Origin of the sequence: Arthrobacter sp. FB24 (genome assembly GCF_000196235.1) — a bacterium.
GTDB lineage: Bacteria > Actinomycetota > Actinomycetes > Actinomycetales > Micrococcaceae > Arthrobacter.
In genome coordinates this window covers 2,416,079-2,436,701 of sequence record NC_008541.1, presented here as the reverse complement: position 1 = coordinate 2,436,701, position 20,623 = coordinate 2,416,079, and the positions used below count along the sequence as shown (strand labels likewise).

Annotated in this window: 20 protein-coding genes and 1 tRNA gene; 13 read left to right on the top strand and 8 right to left on the bottom strand. The window is 65.8% G+C overall.

Features of this window, described 5'->3' with window-relative positions:
* The first annotated feature begins 107 nt into the window (after positions 1 to 107).
* Positions 108 to 190, top strand: a tRNA-Leu gene (locus ARTH_RS10935).
* Positions 191 to 675: 485 nt separating this feature from the next.
* Here ARTH_RS10935 and ARTH_RS10930 read toward each other — a convergent pair.
* The 3 genes from ARTH_RS10930 to ARTH_RS10920 form a co-directional block, all read right to left on the bottom strand.
* Complete coding sequence (locus tag ARTH_RS10930; protein WP_232223509.1) at positions 676 to 1,458, bottom strand: hypothetical protein; 783 nt, start codon at positions 1,456 to 1,458, stop codon at positions 676 to 678.
* A 403-nt stretch (positions 1,459 to 1,861) separates the two neighbouring features.
* Complete coding sequence (locus ARTH_RS10925; protein WP_011692006.1) at positions 1,862 to 2,614, bottom strand: HNH endonuclease family protein; 753 nt, start codon at positions 2,612 to 2,614, stop codon at positions 1,862 to 1,864.
* 129 nt (positions 2,615 to 2,743) lie between these two features.
* The gene (locus ARTH_RS10920; RefSeq protein ID WP_011692005.1) at positions 2,744 to 3,316 is read right to left on the bottom strand and encodes a hypothetical protein; all 573 of its coding nucleotides are present in this window, start codon (positions 3,314 to 3,316) and stop codon (positions 2,744 to 2,746) included.
* Between the two features lie 113 nt (positions 3,317 to 3,429).
* On the opposite strand from ARTH_RS10920, the gene ARTH_RS10915 reads away from it, so the two are divergent.
* The 6 genes from ARTH_RS10915 (at position 3,430) to ARTH_RS10885 (ending at position 8,631) form a co-directional block, all read left to right on the top strand.
* Positions 3,430 to 3,903 carry a hypothetical protein gene (locus ARTH_RS10915; RefSeq protein WP_011692004.1) on the top strand — a complete coding sequence of 158 codons (474 nt, stop codon included), beginning with the start codon at positions 3,430 to 3,432 and terminating at the stop codon, positions 3,901 to 3,903.
* Complete coding sequence (locus tag ARTH_RS10910; RefSeq protein ID WP_011694000.1) at positions 3,900 to 4,091, top strand: hypothetical protein; 192 nt, start codon at positions 3,900 to 3,902, stop codon at positions 4,089 to 4,091. The genes ARTH_RS10915 and ARTH_RS10910 overlap by 4 nt, the downstream gene beginning before the upstream one ends.
* 527 nt (positions 4,092 to 4,618) lie before the next feature.
* Complete coding sequence (locus ARTH_RS10900) at positions 4,619 to 5,923, top strand: class I SAM-dependent methyltransferase (protein ID WP_011692003.1); 1,305 nt, start codon at positions 4,619 to 4,621, stop codon at positions 5,921 to 5,923.
* A 45-nt stretch (positions 5,924 to 5,968) separates the two neighbouring features.
* Positions 5,969 to 7,168, top strand: coding sequence for an L-2-hydroxyglutarate oxidase (lhgO, locus tag ARTH_RS10895; RefSeq protein ID WP_011692002.1), 1,200 nt, complete (start codon positions 5,969 to 5,971; stop codon positions 7,166 to 7,168).
* Between the two features lie 139 nt (positions 7,169 to 7,307).
* Positions 7,308 to 7,679, top strand: a complete 372-nt coding sequence (locus ARTH_RS10890; protein WP_011692001.1) for an STAS/SEC14 domain-containing protein — start codon at positions 7,308 to 7,310, stop codon at positions 7,677 to 7,679.
* Between the two features lie 58 nt (positions 7,680 to 7,737).
* Complete coding sequence (locus tag ARTH_RS10885) at positions 7,738 to 8,631, top strand: HNH endonuclease (protein WP_011692000.1); 894 nt, start codon at positions 7,738 to 7,740, stop codon at positions 8,629 to 8,631.
* A 60-nt stretch (positions 8,632 to 8,691) separates the two neighbouring features.
* On the opposite strand, the gene malQ is transcribed toward ARTH_RS10885, so the two are convergent.
* Together malQ and ARTH_RS10875 are read right to left on the bottom strand one after the other, a co-directional pair.
* Positions 8,692 to 10,845, bottom strand: coding sequence for a 4-alpha-glucanotransferase (gene malQ / locus ARTH_RS10880; protein WP_011691999.1), 2,154 nt, complete (start codon positions 10,843 to 10,845; stop codon positions 8,692 to 8,694).
* A 76-nt stretch (positions 10,846 to 10,921) separates the two neighbouring features.
* Entirely contained in the window at positions 10,922 to 11,440 is a 519-nt protein-coding gene (locus ARTH_RS10875; protein WP_011691998.1) for a hemerythrin domain-containing protein, read from the bottom strand.
* A gap of 165 nt (positions 11,441 to 11,605) precedes the next feature.
* Between ARTH_RS10875 and ARTH_RS10870 the strand changes: the two genes are divergently transcribed.
* The 5 genes from ARTH_RS10870 to ARTH_RS10850 are packed head-to-tail and all read left to right on the top strand — an operon-like array spanning position 11,606 to position 16,152.
* Positions 11,606 to 11,971, top strand: coding sequence for a TraR/DksA family transcriptional regulator (locus tag ARTH_RS10870; protein WP_043429769.1), 366 nt, complete (start codon positions 11,606 to 11,608; stop codon positions 11,969 to 11,971).
* A complete protein-coding gene (locus ARTH_RS10865; protein ID WP_011691996.1) occupies positions 11,968 to 12,714 on the top strand; it encodes a M50 family metallopeptidase in 747 nt (248 codons plus the stop codon). Before ARTH_RS10870 ends, ARTH_RS10865 begins: the two co-directional genes overlap by 4 nt.
* Positions 12,715 to 12,723: 9 nt before the next feature.
* Positions 12,724 to 13,806, top strand: a complete 1,083-nt coding sequence (locus ARTH_RS10860; RefSeq protein WP_011691995.1) for a glutathione S-transferase family protein — start codon at positions 12,724 to 12,726, stop codon at positions 13,804 to 13,806.
* A 36-nt stretch (positions 13,807 to 13,842) separates the two neighbouring features.
* Positions 13,843 to 14,979 (top strand): EstA family serine hydrolase, encoded by a 1,137-nt coding sequence (locus ARTH_RS10855; RefSeq protein ID WP_011691994.1) that lies wholly within the window; start codon positions 13,843 to 13,845, stop codon positions 14,977 to 14,979.
* A gap of 51 nt (positions 14,980 to 15,030) precedes the next feature.
* Positions 15,031 to 16,152, top strand: coding sequence for an FUSC family protein (locus ARTH_RS10850; RefSeq protein WP_011691993.1), 1,122 nt, complete (start codon positions 15,031 to 15,033; stop codon positions 16,150 to 16,152).
* Here the strand turns inward: ARTH_RS10850 and ARTH_RS10845 are convergent.
* From ARTH_RS10845 to ARTH_RS10835, 3 genes are read right to left on the bottom strand one after another with little or no spacing between them, the layout of a single operon-like run.
* The gene (locus tag ARTH_RS10845) at positions 16,143 to 17,066 is read right to left on the bottom strand and encodes a MaoC family dehydratase (RefSeq protein ID WP_011691992.1); all 924 of its coding nucleotides are present in this window, start codon (positions 17,064 to 17,066) and stop codon (positions 16,143 to 16,145) included. The genes ARTH_RS10850 and ARTH_RS10845 overlap by 10 nt on opposite strands.
* Positions 17,063 to 18,403 (bottom strand): 3-oxoacyl-ACP reductase, encoded by a 1,341-nt coding sequence (locus ARTH_RS10840; RefSeq protein WP_011691991.1) that lies wholly within the window; start codon positions 18,401 to 18,403, stop codon positions 17,063 to 17,065. The genes ARTH_RS10845 and ARTH_RS10840 overlap by 4 nt, the downstream gene beginning before the upstream one ends.
* 10 nt (positions 18,404 to 18,413) lie before the next feature.
* Positions 18,414 to 19,784, bottom strand: a complete 1,371-nt coding sequence (locus ARTH_RS10835) for an acetyl-CoA C-acetyltransferase (protein WP_011691990.1) — start codon at positions 19,782 to 19,784, stop codon at positions 18,414 to 18,416.
* A 156-nt stretch (positions 19,785 to 19,940) separates the two neighbouring features.
* Between ARTH_RS10835 and ARTH_RS10830 the strand changes: the two genes are divergently transcribed.
* Positions 19,941 to 20,597 (top strand): TetR/AcrR family transcriptional regulator, encoded by a 657-nt coding sequence (locus tag ARTH_RS10830; RefSeq protein WP_052309777.1) that lies wholly within the window; start codon positions 19,941 to 19,943, stop codon positions 20,595 to 20,597.
* The last annotated feature ends 26 nt before the right edge of the window (positions 20,598 to 20,623 follow it).

Here is a 20,623-nt window from a genome sequence, read left to right as displayed (position 1 = left end):
CCAACCCTCGATTATTTGTTTCCCGAAAAGTCGTGCTAGAGTCTTTCTCGCTGCTTCGGAGAAATCCAAAACGCTGAAAGGCGGATACGATCTCCGAATTACCACCTGCGCGGGTGGCGGAATGGCAGACGCGCTAGCTTGAGGTGCTAGTCCTCGAAAGGGGGTGGGGGTTCAAGTCCCCCTCCGCGCACAACTGAAAGCCCCAGGAATCCACGGATTCCTGGGGCTTTTTCTGTGTCGGCCCACGCTGCGGGCGCCGTCCCCGCGGTCCCCCGCACTGGGGCTGACAACGCGGTGACGCACTAGCCGTCCGACCGGCATCAGGAGCTGCTGCCTTTACGCCATCGTTCGCTGTAGCTGCTAGCCCATTCCTGCTGGTCCGGCCCAGGCTCCCGGCGCGCCGGATCCGCCACCACCGCGATCATCGTCTTTACCGCAGCGCGTACAGCGCTTGTAGAGACTGCCATCGTCGGTGTGCTCGACGTGCCATTCGTGGCGGATGTCCAATTTGCAAAGCAGAGCGTGGATCATGGCAATCTCCGATCTGAATCGCCGCGCCCCATCACTCCAATGATGGCCCTCACAGCACCGCAATAGAAGAGTGAACCAGTCGGGTCCGACCTCGGCTAGCGGGTCCTCGGAGGGCCCTCGTAGAACCGCATCGCGGGGAGCCGCTTAGAACTCGACGCCGCGCACGAGGTTGATGAGTTGATCCTTCGTCTGCTCGGCCGAAGGCCCCGTCGGAGAGATCAGGACCTGCGCGTTGAATGTCGCGAGGTTCCGGCCCCTGACCACCATGACGGACAGGATCGTGATCGGCACATCGCTGGCGGGGCGGAGGGACTTCGGGCCGGCGGATTCGGTGCTCATGGTGAAGGACGCCCTGTCCCCGACGCCGTCGATCGGTTCGCCGTGAATGCCGGGGCCGGCCAGCGCCGGCGCCGCGCCCTCCAGGACTTCAACGGAGAAGACAAGGGAGTCCGGGCCCGGGGTGCCAAGGTCGCCGAACGTGTAGCGGCAACTGACCTCTCGCGGTAGGACCTGCGGCTGGGTCTTCGCCCCGAACGCCTCCCTGACCTGATCAGCACTGATCAGGGCACACACCGCGTTGTTCGTCGTTGCCTGCGGGCCCACTGGGGGTGCCGCAGGGACGCTGAGTGCGGTGCCGTTGCCCCAGCCGGCATCCACTGCAGCCTGCGAGAGCGCACGGGCCATAGCGTCGCCGTCCGGGACGGCAGACCCGGCCATGGGCGGTGACGCCACGTAGGGCATCTCGAGGGTCTCGGTACCCCGGACAGCCGTCAGGACGACATTCGCGGACGCGCCGCCCGTCTCACCGCGGAAATACCCCGTCCACTGCAGGCATGCGAAGTCGCCGATTCCTGTGACGGGTGAGCAGTCGGATGTCGATTTTGCTTTGGAGATGTCCGCTGCTGATGCCGGAGATATGAGGGCCACAGACAGCGCCGTCAGACCCTTATCGGACTTGCTCGAATAGGTGCACACGTACGCTTTGCTTCCCATCGGCCTGTCGGGGGTGTTTTGGCCAACAAGCACAAGCCCGGGTGCAGCCTTCGCTGCAATCTCCGGGGTAATGAGTTCGCATGCCGGGCTGCCCATGCCTGATGACGGGCCGACCGACGACGACGGCCCACTTTGGGGCCCGGGCTGACCGCATGCGGAGAGGAACAGGGCCAGCACGGCCACGAGCGTTCCGCCACGTCGAGAAGGCCAGGAGGGGTGACTGGGCATGGGGTTCCTTTCCGAGCCCGCCTGGCGCCGGGGCAACCACTCATCAGTGTGGCGCCACTAGGGCGCTGCGCCCCAGAGGCGAAAGTACCGGGCGGCACATCCCCCGGGATCACGCGCAGGCGGCCAGGATGCCTTGGATCGCGTCATGTTCGGGCTGGGTCACCCATAGCTTGTACTTTGCCTTCACTGCGGTCATCCGGGCCGTGTATTCGCACCGGAAACCTTTGTTAGGCGGGAGCCAGGTGGCCGCATCTTTGTCACCCTTGGCCGAGTTTGCCGGCCCGTCGGCCGCCATGAGGTTCAACGGATCGTTGGCAAGCTGCTTTCGCTGTTCTTCGGTGATCTGCTGGGCGCCGGTCTGCCATGCCAGGGAGAGCGGAACGATGTGGTCTATCTGGACCGCCGAGCTGGTCTCCGCGCCGCGAACGAACCGGATCGTCTTGCCGGTGTACTTGTCAGCCAGCGTCCCGTCGGCCACAACGCAGTCGTGGGTGCCCGGTTTGAAGGTCTCGCCGGTCAGGTCGCGGGCCAGGATGTCGTTCCGTGTGTCGCAGCCATTGTGGTCCACGTCAGCCCAGGCGGGGCCGAACTGTTCGCGGCTGTAGCCGGTTTTCGGTGCGCGGCCCTTCACCGGAATGGCCGCAAGCCGGGCCAACGCGGCTGAAACCTCATCCGGGTTCCCCGCCGGCTGCGGGGCTGGCTTGCCTGCGCCTACGGACGGTACAGCGCTGCGGACGGCTTCAGCGACGGCAGTCCCGGCCGACTCAACGGCCCCGCAACCGGCAAGGCCTCCCAACAGAAGTACGGCGGTCACAATGGTCAGTGCTTTGGAACTACGGCGCGGAATCGTCATGTCCTTCATTGATGCGGAAGTTGCAGCTCAGGTTATCGCCGTCGCAGGCACTGGTGCTGCAGGCCTAGTGATGGCGCCGGTCACAGCTGTCCGGGTGCGCGCCGCAAGGCCGGCCTCGCGCAAAACGGCATGGGCCTACTAGGGTTCGTCGTGTCCAGAGCGGCTGCCGTACAAATAGGCGAGATCGTTGAGCGTCTGCATCGTCAGCCCGCGCGCTTGGGCAATAAGCGCCATCCGCTCCGGATCCCCGGCTGAGTCGCCCGTGCCCCGCAGCAGCGACGCCGTCGAATCGGACTCATTGGCGCCAAGCGCCTTCAGGTACTCAAGCTGCAAACGGCTGCTGACGCCGTCGGCCTTTGACTGAACGTCTCTGACCGCCAGAAGCGCGAAGGCAACGTGTCGCCGCTCAGCCCACAGACCCGCCCTGAGTGCGAGCCGGAACAGTCCGTCCAGCTCCACGCCCGCCGGTGCCTTTGCCTTACCGGCGTAAACCTCGGCGGCCAGGCCTGACCGTGAATCTGCCCACCGGTAACCGACAGGCACGATGCGCCCTTTCCGGGACCGGTAAGTGGCCGAGACGTCTAACAGCACCCGCCCGTTGGCCCCGGGTCTATGGTCCAACGCAATGTCGCTCAGTTTCTCCTGCCGGCAGGCTGAAATGAACTCCTGCACGTCCCTATCCCACAGCCGGTCCGTAACGCTGTTCTCCATGTCATGCACCCCCGAAATAACGGTACCGGCCAAAGGTGCACCGGCTCAGGAGACTCGCTGCTGCGGCAGTTCAAATGCCGGCCACACGACAGGCCAAGGCCTAGGCTGACTATGTGAAGTTGTCCCCGGTCCCGCTTGAAGCAGCAGTGTCGGCCCCTGCCGAATGGTGGCAGATTGTTGCCGCGCTTGGCCCCCCGGCGGTCCTGGCCGGCGCCGTCCTGGCCGCGTTCATTGGGTGGCGGACACTGCGGCAAAAAGCCGTGGCGGACGCTCAGGCTCTGAGGCAAAGAACCCGGGCTGATGACCGCGCCGAGTGGTGGAAGCGCACACAGTGGGCGTTGGACAAAGCCTTGGAGGCAGATGAGGATGCAAAAGCCCTTGGCCTGGCGTCCCTGGCGGTCCTGGCCCGCAGCGATCTTGCCCGTGAAGAAGAACTGGAACTGCTGGACATCGCGTGGCAATCGGTGACGGAGGCCAACGGCGGCGAAGGAACGTGGGACGAGGACGTCGAAGCCGTGGACTCCGCGGAACCAATCGGCGACAATGGAACCACGAGTACGGACCGAACGGAGGAGGGAAGGCCATGAGCACCAGCACACCGGAGCAGAAGAAATCCCGGACGCCCCGTCACGTCTCCGCTTCGCGCGGCCGGCAACTAACCCCGTCCGAGCACAGGGTCCAGGTCGCCGCAGCAAAGCTGCGTGTGGCGCTCGACGAACGTTTGGGCCGCCCCACTCCGGCTGAGACCAAGGCGCTCTCCGAGGAAGACCTCTAGGCTAAAGCCCGGAAACCCCGGCGACGGCAAAGAAAACCCGGGCAACGGAAGACCACAGCTCAAGGAAAGGCCCCGCATAAGCGGGGCCTTTTGCCTACCCTGGTCCAGGTTCGCCTAGACCTTCTCGGGAGTGCGGTCAACCACCGGTTCTGAGCCCGTAAACTTCCGTTCCCGGCGCGGGAAAGCCCAGAACTTGAAGTCCTTGGCCTCCACCCGGGGTTCGGGCTGCTTTTCCGGTTCCCGAGACTCTTCTTTCCGAATGTCCCTCCGGAATTCCTTGTTATACGGATAGCACATCACTGACCTCCTCATAGTGAATGCCCTTTAATCCTCCTCTCAATTTCCACGCAGGTCGATCATTTTTGGATCGGAAAGTGAGAGGTGTCGTTCGGCCCAAGACATCGGCGGGGGTTGCACCATAGATTGAACAACTACAGGTGCGCTTGAGGGCGGGCAGAGCCCTCAAGTAACCGTGGGATGAGGAACAGGCAGGCAGCATTTCCAGTTCGGATGAGGGGCAAACGTACATGGCGAAGACAAAGGGTGTGGCAACACGGCTGGCCGAAGCGCTGGCCATCGTCCTCGGTACGGAAGGGATCCCGCTAAGGTTGCGGGCCTGGGATGGGACGGAGGCCGGCCCGGACGACGCCCCTGTGATTGAGTTCCGTTCCCGCCGGGCCTTGCGCCGCATGCTTTGGTCGCCCGGGCAGCTCGGCCTCAGCCGGGCATATGTGGCCGGGGACATCGACGCGCCGGGTGACATTTTCGCCAGCTTCGCCGCGCTGAGCTCGGCAGGAAAGTTCGCCGAGCCCGGTCCATTTCCTCCTTTGACCGCCAAGGAATTGTGGACATTGCTCAGAACCGCGATCCGGATCGGCGCGATCGGCCCGAATCCTGCTCCGCCTCCGGAGGAATCCAAGGTGCATCGACAGGGCCGGCGCCATTCGAAGAGCCGCGACGCGGCTGCGATCTCGCACCACTACGACGTCGGCAACGATTTCTACGCCCTGGTTCTTGGCCCGTCAATGGTCTACTCGTGCGCTGTCTGGAACGAGAAAACGGACACAGATGATGACCAGGCCAACAGCCTCGAGGCCGCCCAGGAAGCCAAAATCGACCTGGTCTGCCGCAAACTGGGGTTGCAGCCCGGCATGCGCGTACTGGACGTCGGCTGCGGCTGGGGCAGCTTCGCGCTTCACGCGGCCCAGCGCTTCGGCGTGGACGTCGTTGGCGTAACACTTTCGAATGAACAGGCAGGGCTGGCGCGCAAGCGCGTGGCCGACGCGGGCCTGACGGATCGCGTGGACATCCGGGTCCAGGACTACCGCGACGTGGACGACGGACCGTTCGATGCGATCAGCTCCATCGGCATGTCCGAACACGTCGGCCGCGAGCAGATCTCCCGTTACGTCTCCCAGCTCCACAACCTGCTGCGGCCCGGCGGCAGGCTGCTTAACCACGCCATCTCGTGGAACGCGGGCCCAACGAGCCCGGACCCTGATTCGTTCATACCCCGGTACGTCTTCCCCGACGGCGAAATGCTCAGCCTTGCGGACATGATCGGTGCGCTGGAGTCCGGCGGGCTCGAAGTGCTCGACGTCGAGGCGCTGCGGCAGCACTACGCCCTGACCCTTCGCGCCTGGGTGCGTAACCTGGAGGAGCACTGGGATGACGCCGTGCACACCAGCAGCCCCGGACGGGCGCGCGTGTGGCGGCTCTACATGGCCGCGAGTGCGCTGGGCTTCGAGAACGGACTGACAGGCGTCAACCAGGTGCTCGTCCAGCGCCCTGGCGGGACCGAACCCCCGCTGCGGCGGCACGCATGGATGTGATGGTCCTGCACGCCGCTGAAGATGCCCCGTCTGGGGGCCTTACGAATGACTGAGCAGATAGGCATTATTGGAGGCGGCATCGTCGGAATCGCGATTGCACGCGCCCTCAGCAGTCGCGGGCCGGCGGACGTCACAGTCCTGGAAAAGGAGCAGCGGGTTGCCGCGCACCAGACGGGGCATAACTCCGGTGTGGTGCACGCGGGCCTCTATTACGCCCCGGGATCACTGAAAGCCATGCTGTGCCAACGCGGCCGGGTGCTTACGCGGGACTACTGCCGGGAGAGGAACCTGCCGTACCGGGAACTGGGCAAGCTTGTCGTTGCCGTTACAGAGGATGAACTTCCGGCCCTTGCAGACATTGAAAGCCGCTCGGTCGCAAACGGCGTGCCCGGGCTGCGCCGGCTCGGCGCCGACGCGATGCGCGAGGTGGAGCCCCACGTCGCCGGCGTGGCAGCACTCCACTCACCGCATACCGCCGTCGTCGACTTTGCTGCCATCACGGAGTCCATGGCCGAGGATATCCGGGCTGCAGGCGGGCGGATCATGCTGGGCCACGAAGCCGTGTCCATCACTGCCGAACGCGGCAAAGTGCTTGTCACCACCAGCCACGCCGAATTCACCTTCGATCGACTGATCGCCTGCGCCGGGCTACAGTCCGACGTCGTTGCCGGACTTGCGGGCGCTTCTCCGGCGCCCAGGATCCTCCCCTTCCGCGGGGAGTACTGGGACCTGTCAGCCGCGAAACAACACTTTGTCAGGGGCATGATTTACCCCGTGCCTGATCCCCGCTTCCCCTTCCTGGGCGTCCACTTCACCCGCGGCGTCTACGACACCATCCACGTGGGGCCAAACGCCGTGCCTGCCCTGGCCCGGGAGGGCTATCGCTGGAGCAAAGTGTCCTTCCAGGACACTGCTGCGTCGATCATGTGGCCCGGCGCGATGGCGCTGGCCCGGAGACACTGGCGGATGGGCGCGCAGGAGATCGCCGCCTCCCTGATCAAGCCGCTGTATTTCCGGCAGGCACGCAGGTTCATCCCCGAACTTCACATGGACGACCTGACGGCGAAGACCGCCGCCGGCGTCCGCGCGCAGGCATGGTCACTGGACGGCAGCCTCCTCGACGACTTTGCGATCGAGGAGATGGGACCGGTGACCCTCCTGCGGAACGCCCCCTCCCCGGCGGCGACCTCCGCGATGGCGATCGCGGACTATGTGCTGGAGCATCATGTCCTCCCCCGCAGATGACGCACTGAAGGGACTGCGTGGTTGATGGACAATGACGCCGGGTCCGGTTAGATTGACGCCGGGGCAGCTTTCCCGGTGAAATGCCGGGGAAGATTGCAGCCGGCCGGCTGCGCTGAGTACTGCACCGCCGGGGGAGCCAATGACCAACAGCACCGAGGCCAACGTCTGCGTGGGCCATATACGCGAGGGAGTATCGCGCATCACCCTGCGACCCGGCGCCCGGGTCACGGAAGAGGACGGGATCCGCACCCGGGAACAGCTGCTGGCCTTGACCGGCGGCGCCCGCGGCGGGGTTCTGCTGGACATCACGGGTGTGGGCTCAGTCAGCCGTGAAGCGATCCGTGTCTACAGCTCTGCAGCGACTGTCAGTGCCTTCGCCATCCTGGGCAGCACCCCCGTGGACCGCGTCATCGCGCATGGACTGCTTGGGCTGCCCCTGCCGGCCTGCCCAAGTGAATACTTCACGGACGAGGACGAAGCACTGAACTGGCTTCAATCCGTCACCGGATGACCTGCCCCGTCAGAGAACCGGCGGGTCCGTCCCGTCATTACCCTGAAAGAATGGGCGCATGACAGCCATCTTCCTGGTGTGGAACCCTGACCGCTGGAACGACTGGAACTACGCGTCCGTCGTCGAGCAGGTCAGCGACGCCGGTCAAGCTCACGGAGAGTGGCATTTTAGCCGCCCCGCCGGCGTCCCCGCCCGCGGGGACGCGTGGCTGCTGCTCAAGGGAAAGCACGGGCCCGGTCTCCTCGGGCACGGCGTGGTGATCCGCCCGCAGCCATGGGCTGCGCCGCCTGCTGCAGCCGCCGGCGGGACGCCTTCCCCTGCCGTGACGGTCGCATTCGACTCGCTCCTGCCCCTTGGCGACCAGATCGGGCAGGAAGTCCTGAGCACCGCCCTTCCGGAGCTGCGCTGGAACAGGGTGCGTAACGGGCAGGCCATTGAGCCGTCCGCGCAGGCCCGCATCCGTGACCTCTGGCGACTGGAAGGACCGCCGCCGCTTTCCGGGTCCACCTTGCCGGTGCCCGGGACCTATCCCGCGTGGGCCGTCAGCAAGGTAGAGGTGAACCGGTACGAACGAAATCCGGAGGCACGACGTGCCTGCATCGCCCACTACGGAACAAGTTGTGCAGCCTGCGGCTTTTCCTTCGAAATCGCCTATGGAGACGCCGGCAGGGAGTTCATCGATGTTCACCACACCACGCCGGTTTCGCTGCTGGACAGCAGCTACCGGCTGGATCCGGTGACGGATCTCGTGCCCCTATGTTCAAACTGCCACGCCATGGCGCACCTCGGCGTGACCACCCCGCGGACGCTCCCGGAACTGCGCCGGATGCTGGCCGGCGCAGGCTTTATGCAGGGGCGGGCGGTGAGCCCGGGGGAACTTGAGTCGCACCAGGAGGCACTGCGGCTCCTCGGTCCCGCGGAAGATCATCCCGGGCCGGAAACCGGGGCATAAGCACGGGGCCGATGCCCGACAAGCGCCCTAGCAGAACGTAGAACTCCGCGGGAAAAGCACTTAACCGGACGGCTTCAGCGCATCCCGGACCACCCCGACCAACGAATTGAACCGGGCGTTATCCGCCAGGTCGTCAATCAGTACCGGCCCCCCGGGCCCCGCGAGCGGAATACGCCAATTCGGGTGCTCCGCGTCCGTTCCGGGCTGGTTCTGCGTGCGAGTCTCACCGACGGCGTCGACCAGGGCAACGCCCAGTAGGGCAGACGGCGTCAAGGCGGTCAATGCGTACAGCGCCTCGACGGTGCGCTGAACGTCCGCCGACGAATCCGCGAGCAGCCCCCGTTCGCGGACCAGGGCCAGCACGGCCTCCTGCTCCGCTGCCGCCTCCGCCCGTTCCTCTTCGACCGGGCGCAGGAGCAGGCCCAGCGTTTCGCGGAGCGTGACATGCTCCCCCGCGAGGTATCCGGCCGTCGGGGGCAGGTCGTGGGTGTTGACGCTGGTCAGGCACTGTTGGCGGTACTTTTCGGGCGGCAGCGGGCCCGCTTCATTGTGTTCGAACCACAGGATGGAAGTGCCGAGGATGCCCCGCTCCGTGAGGTAGTCACGGACCCAGGGTTCGAACACGCCAAGGTCCTCGCCGACAACAGTCGCGCCGGCCCGCTGGGCCTCAAGTGCCAGGATGCCGATGAGGGCTTCATGGTCGTAGTACACATACGTGCCCTCGTCCGGACCGGCGAATTCCGGGATCCACCACAGGCGGAAGAGTCCAAGGATGTGGTCCACGCGGATGCCGCCTGCATGGCGGAGTACGGTTCGCAGCATGTCGCGGTACGGTTTGTACCCTGCCGCCGCCAGCCGTCCGGGGTGCCAAGGCGGCTGGGTCCAGTTCTGTCCCTGCTGGTTGAAGACGTCCGGCGGGGCGCCGACAGTGACGCCCTGGGCGAGCACGCCGCGAAGCATCCAGGCGTCTGCCCCGGTGGTCTTGACGCCCACCGCCAGGTCATGGACGATGCCGATGGCCATCCCGCAATGTTTCGCCGTCCGCTGGGCGGTAGCCAGCTGCTCGTCGCAGATCCACTGCAACCAGCGGTAAAACTCCAGCCGGTCCGCTTGCTCGTGCCGCACATTGTCGCAGTACGGGGTGTCCGGGGACAGTGCCTCGCCGGACCACTCGGGCGCCGTCGGCGGAAGCCGCTCCGCAAGCGTGCACCACAGGGCGAAGTCATCGATGCCCTTGCCTTCCGCTGCGCAGAAGTTCTCAAACATGCGCGCACGGCCGGGACTGCGGCGGACCTTGAAAATGAGCTCAAGGGCCTCGAGTTTGGCTTGGTAGCTGACGTTTCTTTCCAGCAGGCCGACCGCCGTATTGGCGGAATGAAGCAATGCCGCGTTCTTCTCGATGCCTGCCCTGGATGCAGGGTCCAGGTATCCGTACTCCGGCACGTCCTCAACGCGGATATAGAGCGGGTTGAAGAAACGGCGGGTGGTGGGCAGATACGGCGAATCCTCAATGGGAGGCCGGGGTTCCCCCGCGTGCAGGGGATTTACCAGGACAAAACCCGCACCGTCCTCTCCTGCAATCGCGGCAAGGTCCAGAAGGTCGGAGAAATCGCCGATGCCCCAAGAGCGGGAAGACCGGACCGAGTACAGCTGGGCTGTGAGCCCCCAATGGCGCTCGGATGCCAGGCGCCTGGTGGTTTCCAGCCGCTCGGGCGTAATGACCAGGGCACATTCCGCGAGTTCCCCGGCGGCATCGGCATGCAGGGTGTGCCAGCCAAGGGGCAGATCGCCGGGAATGGCAAAGGACGCCCGCCCTGTGAGCGTGCCGTCCACGTCCCGCGGATCCTCCCAGTTGTCGCGCTGGCCGGCCTCAACGCGGTTCCCGTCCTCGGTTACCGCCCACACCCTGACGGGTGTTCCGTGCGGGACATGGACGGCAACGTGGATTTCGCGACCTTCTCTCGATACCACCGATGGCGGCAGCAGCCTCCGCCACGGCGCCAGTTCCGCCTCGCGAAGGGCGTCTTGGAGCTCGTCCGGCGTCCCGGTCCGGTCTCCCAGCGCGGCAAGCACGCTGTGCAGCGTGCTTGCCGCGACGGGATGTTCCTTACCGTCCCAGCCGCGGAAAGACGTGCTTACGCCGCGTACTGCCGCCAGCTTGCGGAGCAGTTCGTCTGTTGTTCCTGTGTGGTCCTGTTCCGTTCCATCCGCCATGGCCCTACTCTATTGGCTCACCGGGCTATGGCACCGGCACCCGCACCTGTTTTCGTCCCACAGCCGTCAGGCGATGTTAGCCGTGCCCGCTTCCACCCGGATGCGCGTGCCCTTCGCCCACCAGTTCGTGCAGCCCGGACACGGCTTCGGCCAGCGACAGCTCGGGCGACGCCGCCACGAACGGCATGAGAAGCCGGTTCTCTTTGTCCAGGTGCAAGGCGAAGATGCGTTGAATGGCGCCGGCGGCCACAGCGGCGGCCACGCCCCGCGCGCCGCGAAGCTCTTCCACAAGGGCCACGATCACCTGGTGCTCCGCCAGCATGCCCTCAACCAGGAGCCTCCCCTCGGCGGAATTCCGCGGCCCGCTGTACAAGGGGCCCTCTTCGGCAAGCGCATGGGGCACCAGCTCGTTCTCGCACCATTCCAGCAGCACCTCGTGTGCATCATGCTCGGCCGAGGCGTCATGCTTCTCCACGGAGCCCGTCACCGCGTCTGCGAGCGCCGTGAGGCGTCTAAGCATGTTGGTGTGATGACGTTCAACCGCTTCCATGGCTTCGGCCTCTGCGGCGGGGTCCTTCTTCGACACAAGATTCATGGTGCCTCCCTGGCTCCTTGCGCGCCCGCCGGCGGGCGGCCCCACACCGGGCATGGACTGTCTTCACGCACTTTCACTCTACGGCCGCCCGGGCCGGCGGCAACGGGTCTTAGGGCCCGGCCACTCTTTAGGCTCGGCCCCTGTAGCGGGCTAGCCTTGGACACTATGGTTGACGTCGAGAGGTTCAGGATCCTGCTGGAATCAGAGCGCGCCCGGAAAGCGCTGTTGCTGCCGGCCCTTCGGGAGGACATCACTTCCGCGAATGCTGCCCGGCACAACTCGAACGTTGATGACGAACATGATCCCGAGGGCGCCACTATCGCTTTTGAGCTTTCCCAGGCTTCCGCGTTGCTGCAGCAAAGCAGCGCCACCCTGGTGCAGGTCGAGGCGGCTCTGGCCCGGATCGCGGACGGCAGTTACGGCTACTGTGAAGTCTGCGGCGAGCCAATAGCAGAAGGCAGGCTGGAAGCCCGCCCGTGGACGCCCTACTGCATCGATCATGCTAGTGGCAAGGCCGGGACAAGGCCGTGACCGACGTTGCGGGCTCACTGTGGCAAAGGATCGTTTCGGGGTTCTCGCAGTCGCCGTCCCCTGAGGTAACGGCGACCGAACTGCTGATAGTCATCGTGCTGGCAACAGTGGTGTCCCTCCCCCGGGCTTCCTGGCGCTATTTCGGGCTGCTGGCCACCGTCACCCACGAGCTGGGGCATGCCTTTGCGGCCCTCATGACCGGTCAGCGCCTTGGCGGCATCAGGCTGAGCCTGGACCATTCCGGGACCACCACCACCTACAGCAGGGGCCGCTTCCCGGCAGTCTGGTCCACGTTCTGGGGTTACCCCGTGCCGGGCGTTGTGGGAGCCGCCATGGTGTGGTCCGGCTTCAACGGCTGGGGGCCGGCTGCGATGTCCGTCGGCACGCTGATCCTGCTGGGCTCGTTCCTCTTCATCCGCAACGCCATGGGGTTGGCCATCACCTTTGCAGCAGTCCTGGGCTGCTCACTCCTGGTTCTCTTCGTCCCGCCCCAGTTCACCGGCCACGTCGTCATTGCACTGGGCCTGGCGCTGCTGGTTGCTGCCGTCCGTGATCTGTCGAAGCTCTCGAACGTCCACTTGCGGCGTCGGGACAGGCTGTCCACGTCGGACGCACATCTTCTCTACCGGGCCACCTCGGTGCCCGCCGTCATCTGGATCCTCCTCTTCGCGGCCGTCGTTGGCGGTTCCTGGTGGGTGGCCTGGCAGCCCATGGCGCACGTGCTGGCGCCGGCCGGCCAATAAGGTGTAACCATGACTACCGATTCCCGCCCGACCGCCGACCATTCCTCCGATCCGGGGTTCAGCACCAGGGGGTCCTATGTGACCGGAGGTGAGGAGTTCACCCGTGACACCAACTACATCGAGGACCGGATCACGAGGGACGGCGAGCCGGGCCGCAACGGGGAACCCGGCTGGCCGGCGGAGGCGGGACGCTACCGCCTCATCGCCGCCCGCGCCTGCCCCTGGGCCAACAGAACTGTCATCGTACGCCGGCTACTGGGTCTTGAGGATGCCATATCCCTTGGGCAGCCCGGGCCCACGCATGACGCACGGTCCTGGACCTTCGACCTGGACCCGGGCGGTGTTGATCCGGTCCTCGGCATCGAACGGATCCAGGACGCTTATTTGCGGAGGTTCCCCGACTACCCCCGGGGAATCACCGTGCCGGCGGTCGTAGACGTGCCGTCGGGCGCCGTTGTCACCAACAATTTCCCGCAAATAACGCTGGACTTCTCCACTGAGTGGACTGCATTCCACCGGACGGGCGCCCCGGAGCTCTATCCTGCGCACCTCCGGGAGGAGATCGACGAAGTAAACAAAAGGGTGTTTACCGAAGTGAACAACGGTGTCTACCGCTGCGGTTTTGCCGGCTCACAGGATGCCTACGACGCTGCGTACACCCGCCTCTGGACCGCCCTGGACTGGCTGGAGGAACGCCTCACCGGCCAGCGGTACCTCGTGGGAGACACCATCACGGAAGCCGATGTGCGGCTGTTCACCACGCTGGTCCGGTTCGATGCCGTCTACCACGGCCATTTCAAGTGCAACCGGCAAAAATTGAGCGAGATGCCTGCGCTGTGGGGCTATGCCCGTGATCTGTTCCAGACGCCCGGCTTCGGCGACACCATCGATTTCGTGCAGATCAAGCAGCACTACTACATCGTCCACGAGGACATCAACCCTACCGGGATCGTTCCGCAGGGGCCGGACCTGTCCGGATGGCTGACAGCGCACGGCCGGGAGTCACTGGGCGGCCGACCCTTCGGAGACGGCACGGCACCCGGCCCCGTCCGAAGCGGCGAGGAAGTTACCGCGGGACACGGCGCAAGCTGATCGCCGTCGTCATCCGCACGCCGCTAGTGTTGTCGCATGCCACTTTCGTCCGGTTTTGCCCTGCCCGAATTCCAAGCGGTCAGGGACCTGTTTGAGTCGTTCCTCGGGAACGACCCGCAGTACAGCGCCCAGGTCTCCGTCTATCGTGCGGGCCTGAAAGTGGTGGACCTTAGCGGCGGCGCCCACCTGGCGGAGGATTCGATCACGGGCGCCTACTCCTGTTCCAAAGGCGTGGCCGCCTTCGTCGTCGCACTCCTGGTCCAGGACGGATTGCTGGACCTTGACCGTACCGTGGCTCACTACTGGCCTGAGTTCGCTGCCCATGGAAAAGAGGAGATCACCGTGCGGCAGGCGCTGTCCCACCGCGCAGGGCTGCTGGGGGTGGAAGGCGGCCTGGCGCTCAGTGAATTCACGACGGCGGCCGCAGCGCGGAAGCTTGCAGCTACGGCACCGCTGTGGCGGCCCGGCGCCACGTTCGGATACCACGCCCTCACCATCGGCATCATCATGGAGGAACTCTGCCGCCGGGTCTCCGGCAGCACCCTTCAGGAGTTGTACGGCTCCCGCATCAGGCAGCCGTTCGGCATCGACTTCTTCCTGGGGTTGCCGGAGGACCAGGAGTCCCGCTACCGGGACGTGCTGTACGCCGTCGATCCCGGCCAGCCGTGGCTGGACCCTCTGGGCCTCGAGGGGCTCAACGGCAACGCGGCAGTGGGCACAGTCATGGAGCTCCCCAACCACCGGGTCATTCGCGAGCACGGCATGAGCAGCGCCGGAGGCGTGGGATCCGCTGAAGGCCTGGCCCGGCTCTACGCCGCCGCCACCACGGGCGCTGACGGCGGTCCTGCGTTCCTGGAGCCGGAAACCGTCCGGATCATGTCCGAAGAGCAGGTGTGGGGCCTGGACCGCACCTCGGGACTCGACAACGCTTTCGCGGTGGTCTTCATGAAGCCGCACCCCAGCCGGAACTTCGGCAGCCATCGGGCGTTCGGCCACGAGGGTGCCAATGCCGCGCTGGGCTTTGCGGACCCCGCCTACGATCTCGCTTTCGGCTACATTCCGGGGACGCAGGAGGAAGGCAGAACACCCGGCCGCGCCCACAGGCTGGCACACGCGGCACGGCAAGCTGCGGCCTCCGCCGCGCAGGCAATGCCGGCCGGCACTTACCCGTGAGTAGGTTTGTCCATTTGTAGCACCTGCCATGCACCTTTATCGTGGGCCCAAATGGTAAATACAAAACAGCAGGACGAGGCCGCCCCGTCGCGGGTTGGCAAGATACGGCAGTCCGTGACGGACAGTGTGGCCGTAGCAGTTGCGGGACCCCGCCTCCAGCTGGCTGCCAAGGCAGGACTCGCCGCCGGCCTGGCATTCCTCATTGCACCCCTGATGCCGGGTGCCGCAGCCCAGTATCCCTACTACGCCCCGCTCGGTGCCCTCGTGGCAATGTACGAAAACGTGTCGGGTTCCATGAAGCAAGGGGTGCAGACGCTCGTGGGGCTCGGGATCGGCATTGGCCTGGCCTTCCTGCTCGTGAGTGTCACCGACCCTTCGCCGGTGACGGTGGCGATTGTCATGGGGTTGGGTGTCCTGCTCGCCGGGCTGCCGCGGCTCGGAGCGGGGCGTGACTGGATTCCGACGGCGGCGCTTCTGGTCCTACTTGTGGGCGGCAACAACCCGGACGACTTCTCCTTCGGCTACCTCCTGCAGATGGGCGTAGGAGTCGTGGTGGGCATAGCCGTCAACATGCTGGTTTTCCCGCCCCTGCATTTCAAAGCCGCCGCGCTCAGCCTTGCCGAACTCCGGTGGGCGCTCGCCAAGCAGCTCTCGGACATGGGCGAAGCGATGCGGGAAACGTGGCCGCCCGAGCACGAGGACTGGGCAGCGCGATCGGACGAGCTCGCCCAATCGGCCCGTGCCGTCCGGGCCGCCGTCCAGAAGGCCGATGCCAGCAGGCAGGTCAATCCGCGGCGCCGCCTCCACCCTCACGATCTGGACCGGGACTTCAAGGACCTCAGGGGCCTCGAGCGCGTGACCTTCCACATTCAGGACATGACCGAAGTGCTGGCCGATGTCATCTGGGACAAGGACGTCCCCTTCGTCATTCCGCTTCCCTACAGCGAGCCGCTGGCGGATGCATTGGCGGCGGTCAGCGAGGTCCTCAGGTCCATGGAAGACGAGCGCCCTGACCGGCAAAACGAACTGATTGAGGCGGCCACTGCCGCCGTGGACGCCCTGGCTGACCGGATGGCATCCGATGACGTCAACCCGGATGCCCCCAGCGCCGCGGAATCAATCGTGCTGAACCTGCACCGCATTCTCAGGGTGGTCACGGCCGGTCAGTCCTGACCCTGGAGCGCCGTTACGCTCCCGCTGAAGTGCCTCCGGCCCGACCGCGGATTCCACGCGGCATAGTCGGAGTGCTGCCAGGCGCCCGACGGGGAATCGACCGAGCTGATGTCCAGTGCCACCCGCGCCGGCAGGAACACCGGCGTTTCGAAGGACACCTCCCAACTGAAGGATTCCCCCTTCACGGCGCCCACGTCGGCCAGCGCCCGCGAGGCGAGGTACATGCCGTGCGCTATGGACCGCCGCAGGCCCAGCGCTTTCGCCGAGAGGACACTGAGGTGAATGGGGTTGAAGTCGCCGGATACGGCCGCATACGCCCTGCCGGTGTCAACACCCAACTCCCACAGTGCCGTAGGGTCTGGCGCCGAGAACGTTGCGGGCGGGGCAGGGACCGACGGCTTGTCTATGCCCGGCAGGAAGACACCTTTGGCCAGATACGTGGACGTTCCCTTCCAGAGGACCTTGGCGTCCCCGGATCGCCGGACCTCCGCCACGATGTCAACCTGCGTGCCGGCGCGGTGGCCGCGCAGGCTCTCAGCCCAAGAGGTAATGTCCAGCGCTTCAGTGAACAGGATGGTTCCGTGCTGTTCCACCTTGTTCTTCAAGTGCACCATTCCCAGCAGCGGCAACGGGAAGTCGTCACGGTTCATCACACTCATTGATACCGGGAAGGCGAGGGCGTGAATGAAACCGGCAGGCAGGGTGTCGCTTGCTGTCTCACCCACCAGGTGCTGGAAGGCGGTGAGGTTGCCCACATCGGCCACCACTCCCCTGACCTCGTGTCCGCAGGGAGGCAGCGAGATCCCCGTGCCGGTACCGAGCACCCGACGCCTGGCTGCGGTGGCCGCGGCATTGACGTAGAGCTTGGACAGCGACGGCATGTCCCCGAGGATTACGGGCTGGGCACCGGTCATGCGCCCACCAGGTTCTGGCCGCACACCCGCAGCACCTCACCGGTGATGCCGCCCGCGGCGTCGCTGGCAAGGAAGGCGATGGCTTCCGCAACATCCCCGGGTTGCCCTCCCTGCTGCAGGGAGTTCAGGCGCCGGGCCACCTCCCGCGTCGCAAAGGGAATCCGGGCAGTCATCTCGGTTTCGATGAAGCCCGGCGCCACGGCGTTGATGGAGCCATGGTGCTCCCCAAGAAGGGGGGCCGTGGCGCGGACCATTCCAATGACGCCGCCCTTGGACGCCGCGTAGTTCGTTTGGCCGCGGTTGCCGGCAATACCGCTGGTGGAGGCGACCGACACAATCCGCGGGGAACTGCGGAAGTGCTCGGACGCCAGCAGCGCCTCATTGATGCGCAACTGGGCTGCGATGTTCACGGCAAGGACGGAACTCCAGCGGCCCTGGTCCATGTTGGCGAGGAGCTTGTCCCGGGTGATTCCCGCGTTATGGATCACGATGTCCAGGCGCCCGTGCCTGCCCACCGCATGCTCGATGATCCGTTGCCCGGCGTCCTCCCGGCTGATGTCCAGCTGCAGCGCCGTCCCGCGGACCGCGTTTGCTACCGCGGCCAGGTGGTCTCCGGCTGCGGGGATGTCCACGACCACCAGGGTGGCACCGTCACGGTGGAGCGTGCGGGCGATGGCCGCGCCGATGCCCCGTGCGGCCCCGGTCACCACGGCCACCTTGCCGGCAAGGGGTTTTTCAGGATCGGCGGGGAGCTGACCTTCCCCGGATGTGACGGTGAGGGACTGGCCGTCGACAAAGGCTGACCGGCCGGACAGGAAGAAGCGCAGAGCTCCGAGGGAGCTGGGACTCGTGGTGGTCACCCCGTCTGCCAGAACGATGCCGTTGGCGGTGGCGCCGGCACGCAGTTCCTTGGCCAGGGATCGCAGCAGGCCGTCAACTCCCTGGCGCGCTGCTGCGCAAGCGGGCCCCGGCGCGCTCGCCGGTGTACGGGACACCGTCACGACGCGGGCATTTGGTGCCAGATCCCGAACGGACGCCGCCGCCGAGAGAACCGGCCGTTCAAGTTCTTCAGGGTGGGCCAGTTCATCCAGCACCAAAATGATGGCGCCCAGCTTCTCCCGGGGCACCGCATGCCTCCGGACATCGAGGTCCCAGGACAGGAGGGCGGCCGCAAGCTCGTCAGCACCGTTGCTGGAGCCCTGGACCAGGATCGGCCCCGTGACAAGGGGCTGCCCTGGCTGGTAGCGCCTGAGCACCACTGGCTGCGGCAAGCCAAGCTTCTTGGCAACGTCCTTCCCGATGCCACGGGATACGAATTGTGTGTACTTGTCCGTCATTCCGGTCTCCCTAGGATGCTTCAAGAATGGCGACGACGCCTTGGCCGCCGGCAGCGCAGATGGAAATCAGGCCGCGGGCCGGTCGGCCGTCCACCTGCCCCTTGTCGTGAAGCATCTTGGCCAGCGTGGCCACGATCCGCCCTCCGGTCGCGGCGAAGGGGTGCCCGGCTGCCAGCGAGGAACCGTTCACGTTCAGCTTGGCCCGGTCGATGCTGCCCAGCGGACCGTCCAGGCCGAGGCGGGTGCGGCCGAATTCTTCGTCTTCCCACGCTGCCAGCGTGCTGAGGACTGTGCCGGCAAATGCTTCATGGATCTCGAAGAAATCGATGTCATCCAGCGTCAGACCGTTGCGGGCCAGCAGGCGGGGCACCGCGAAGGCCGGCGCCATCAGCAGTCCGTCCTTGCCATGGACGAAGTCGACGGCGGCCGCCTCGCCGTCAACAACCGTCGCGAGCTTGGGAAGTTCGTGGGCGTCCGCCCACTCCTCCGAGGCGAGCAGCACGGTGGACGCGCCGTCAGTGAGCGGGGTGGAGTTGCCGGCCGTCATGGTTGCTTCGGCGCCCAGGTTCTTACCGAAAACGGGCTTGAGCGTGGACAGTTTTTCACGTGTTGTGTCGGCGCGGAGGTTCGAGTCCCGGTTCAGTCCGCGGTACGGCGTGAGCAGATCGTCGAAGAAGCCGGCATCGTAAGCGGCCGCGAGGTTGCGGTGGCTGTTATATGCGAGCTCATCCTGGGCCTCGCGGGTAATCTTCCACTGCGCGGTGGTGAGGGCCTGGTGTTCGCCCATCGAAAGCCCCGTCCGGGGCTCCCCCGTATTGGGTGCGTCGGGCGCCAGGTCCTTGGGGCGAAGCCGGCCCAGGACCTTCAGGCGCTGGGGCAGGGTCTTGGCGCGGTTGAGGTCCAGCAGGACCTCGCGCAGGCCCTCACTCACGGCGATGGGCGCATCGGACGCGGAGTCGACTCCACCGGCAATGGCCGAATCGATTTGTCCGAGCTTGATCTTGTTGGCAAGGCCGAGGACCGTCTCGAGTCCCGTGGCACACGCCTGCTGGAGATCATAGGCAGGAGTCTCCGCGGAGAGTGCCGAGCCCAGCACCGCCTCGCGGGTGAGGTTAAAGTCGCGGGAGTGTTTGAGCACAGCGCCTGCGGCAACCTCGCCGATCCGTTCATCAGCGAGGCCGAAACGCGCAATCAGGCCGTCCAGGGCTGCGGTCAGCATGTCCTGGTTCGAGGACTTGGTGTACGCGCCGCCGGTCCGGGCAAACGGAATCCGGTTTCCGCCCACGACCACAGCCTTGCGCAGCAGGCCTGCGCCGGGTGTGGCTGCGGGGGCTGCGGCTGATTCATCTGGTCCGGTGGCGGACTGTCCGTTAAAGGACATGTGCTCTCTCCTTTTGCTCAACGCTGATTACCGATACCCAGCGTACCTGATACGCTGGGTATCGTGAACATCCTTCCCGCCGACCCTGGCGTTTCCAGGGGTGGCAACTCCCCCGGCCACGGCGCTCCAGCCAGTTCCGCCGCAAGCGGCTCAGCAATTGACGGACGCGCCGCCCGCTGGCAGTCCCACCGGGCGGAGCGCCGTCGCGAACTCATCAAGTCCGCACGGAAAGCGGTCCATGCACTGGGCAGCGACGCTTCCATGGAGGACATCGCCGCCGCCGCCGGGACGTCCAAGTCCGTGTTCTACCGCTACTTCGGCGACAAGGCGGGGCTGCAGCAGGCTGTCGGCGAGGTGGTGATAAGCCAGATGCAACGCCGCATCCACGAGGCCGCCAAGGGCGCCCAGACGCCCCGGGAGGGGCTTCTGGCCATGGTGTCCGCCTACCTTCAAATGGCGGAAACCAGCCCCAACGTCTACACATTCGTCACCACGTACTCGGCAGGAGAATCCGGAACAGCCATCGGCGGCATGGCGGCAACAGGCGCGCTCGGCCATTTCTTCGAAGAGGTCCGTGACATGATCGCCCGGCCCATGCGCGCACACCTGGGCACCGGCAAGGAAGCCGTGATCGGCTACTGGCCCACCGCGGCAATCGGGCTCGTCCGGAACGCCGGCGAACAGTGGCTCGCCGCGCCGGAGTCGCCTGGCAAACCCGACCAGGAAACCATGGCCCGCCAGATCACCGCCTGGCTGTGCGTCGGGATTGCCCCGGAGCTGGAGACCCTGGACCCCCACAATCCAAACCCCTAGTGAATTGTCAGAACCAAAGAAGGAAT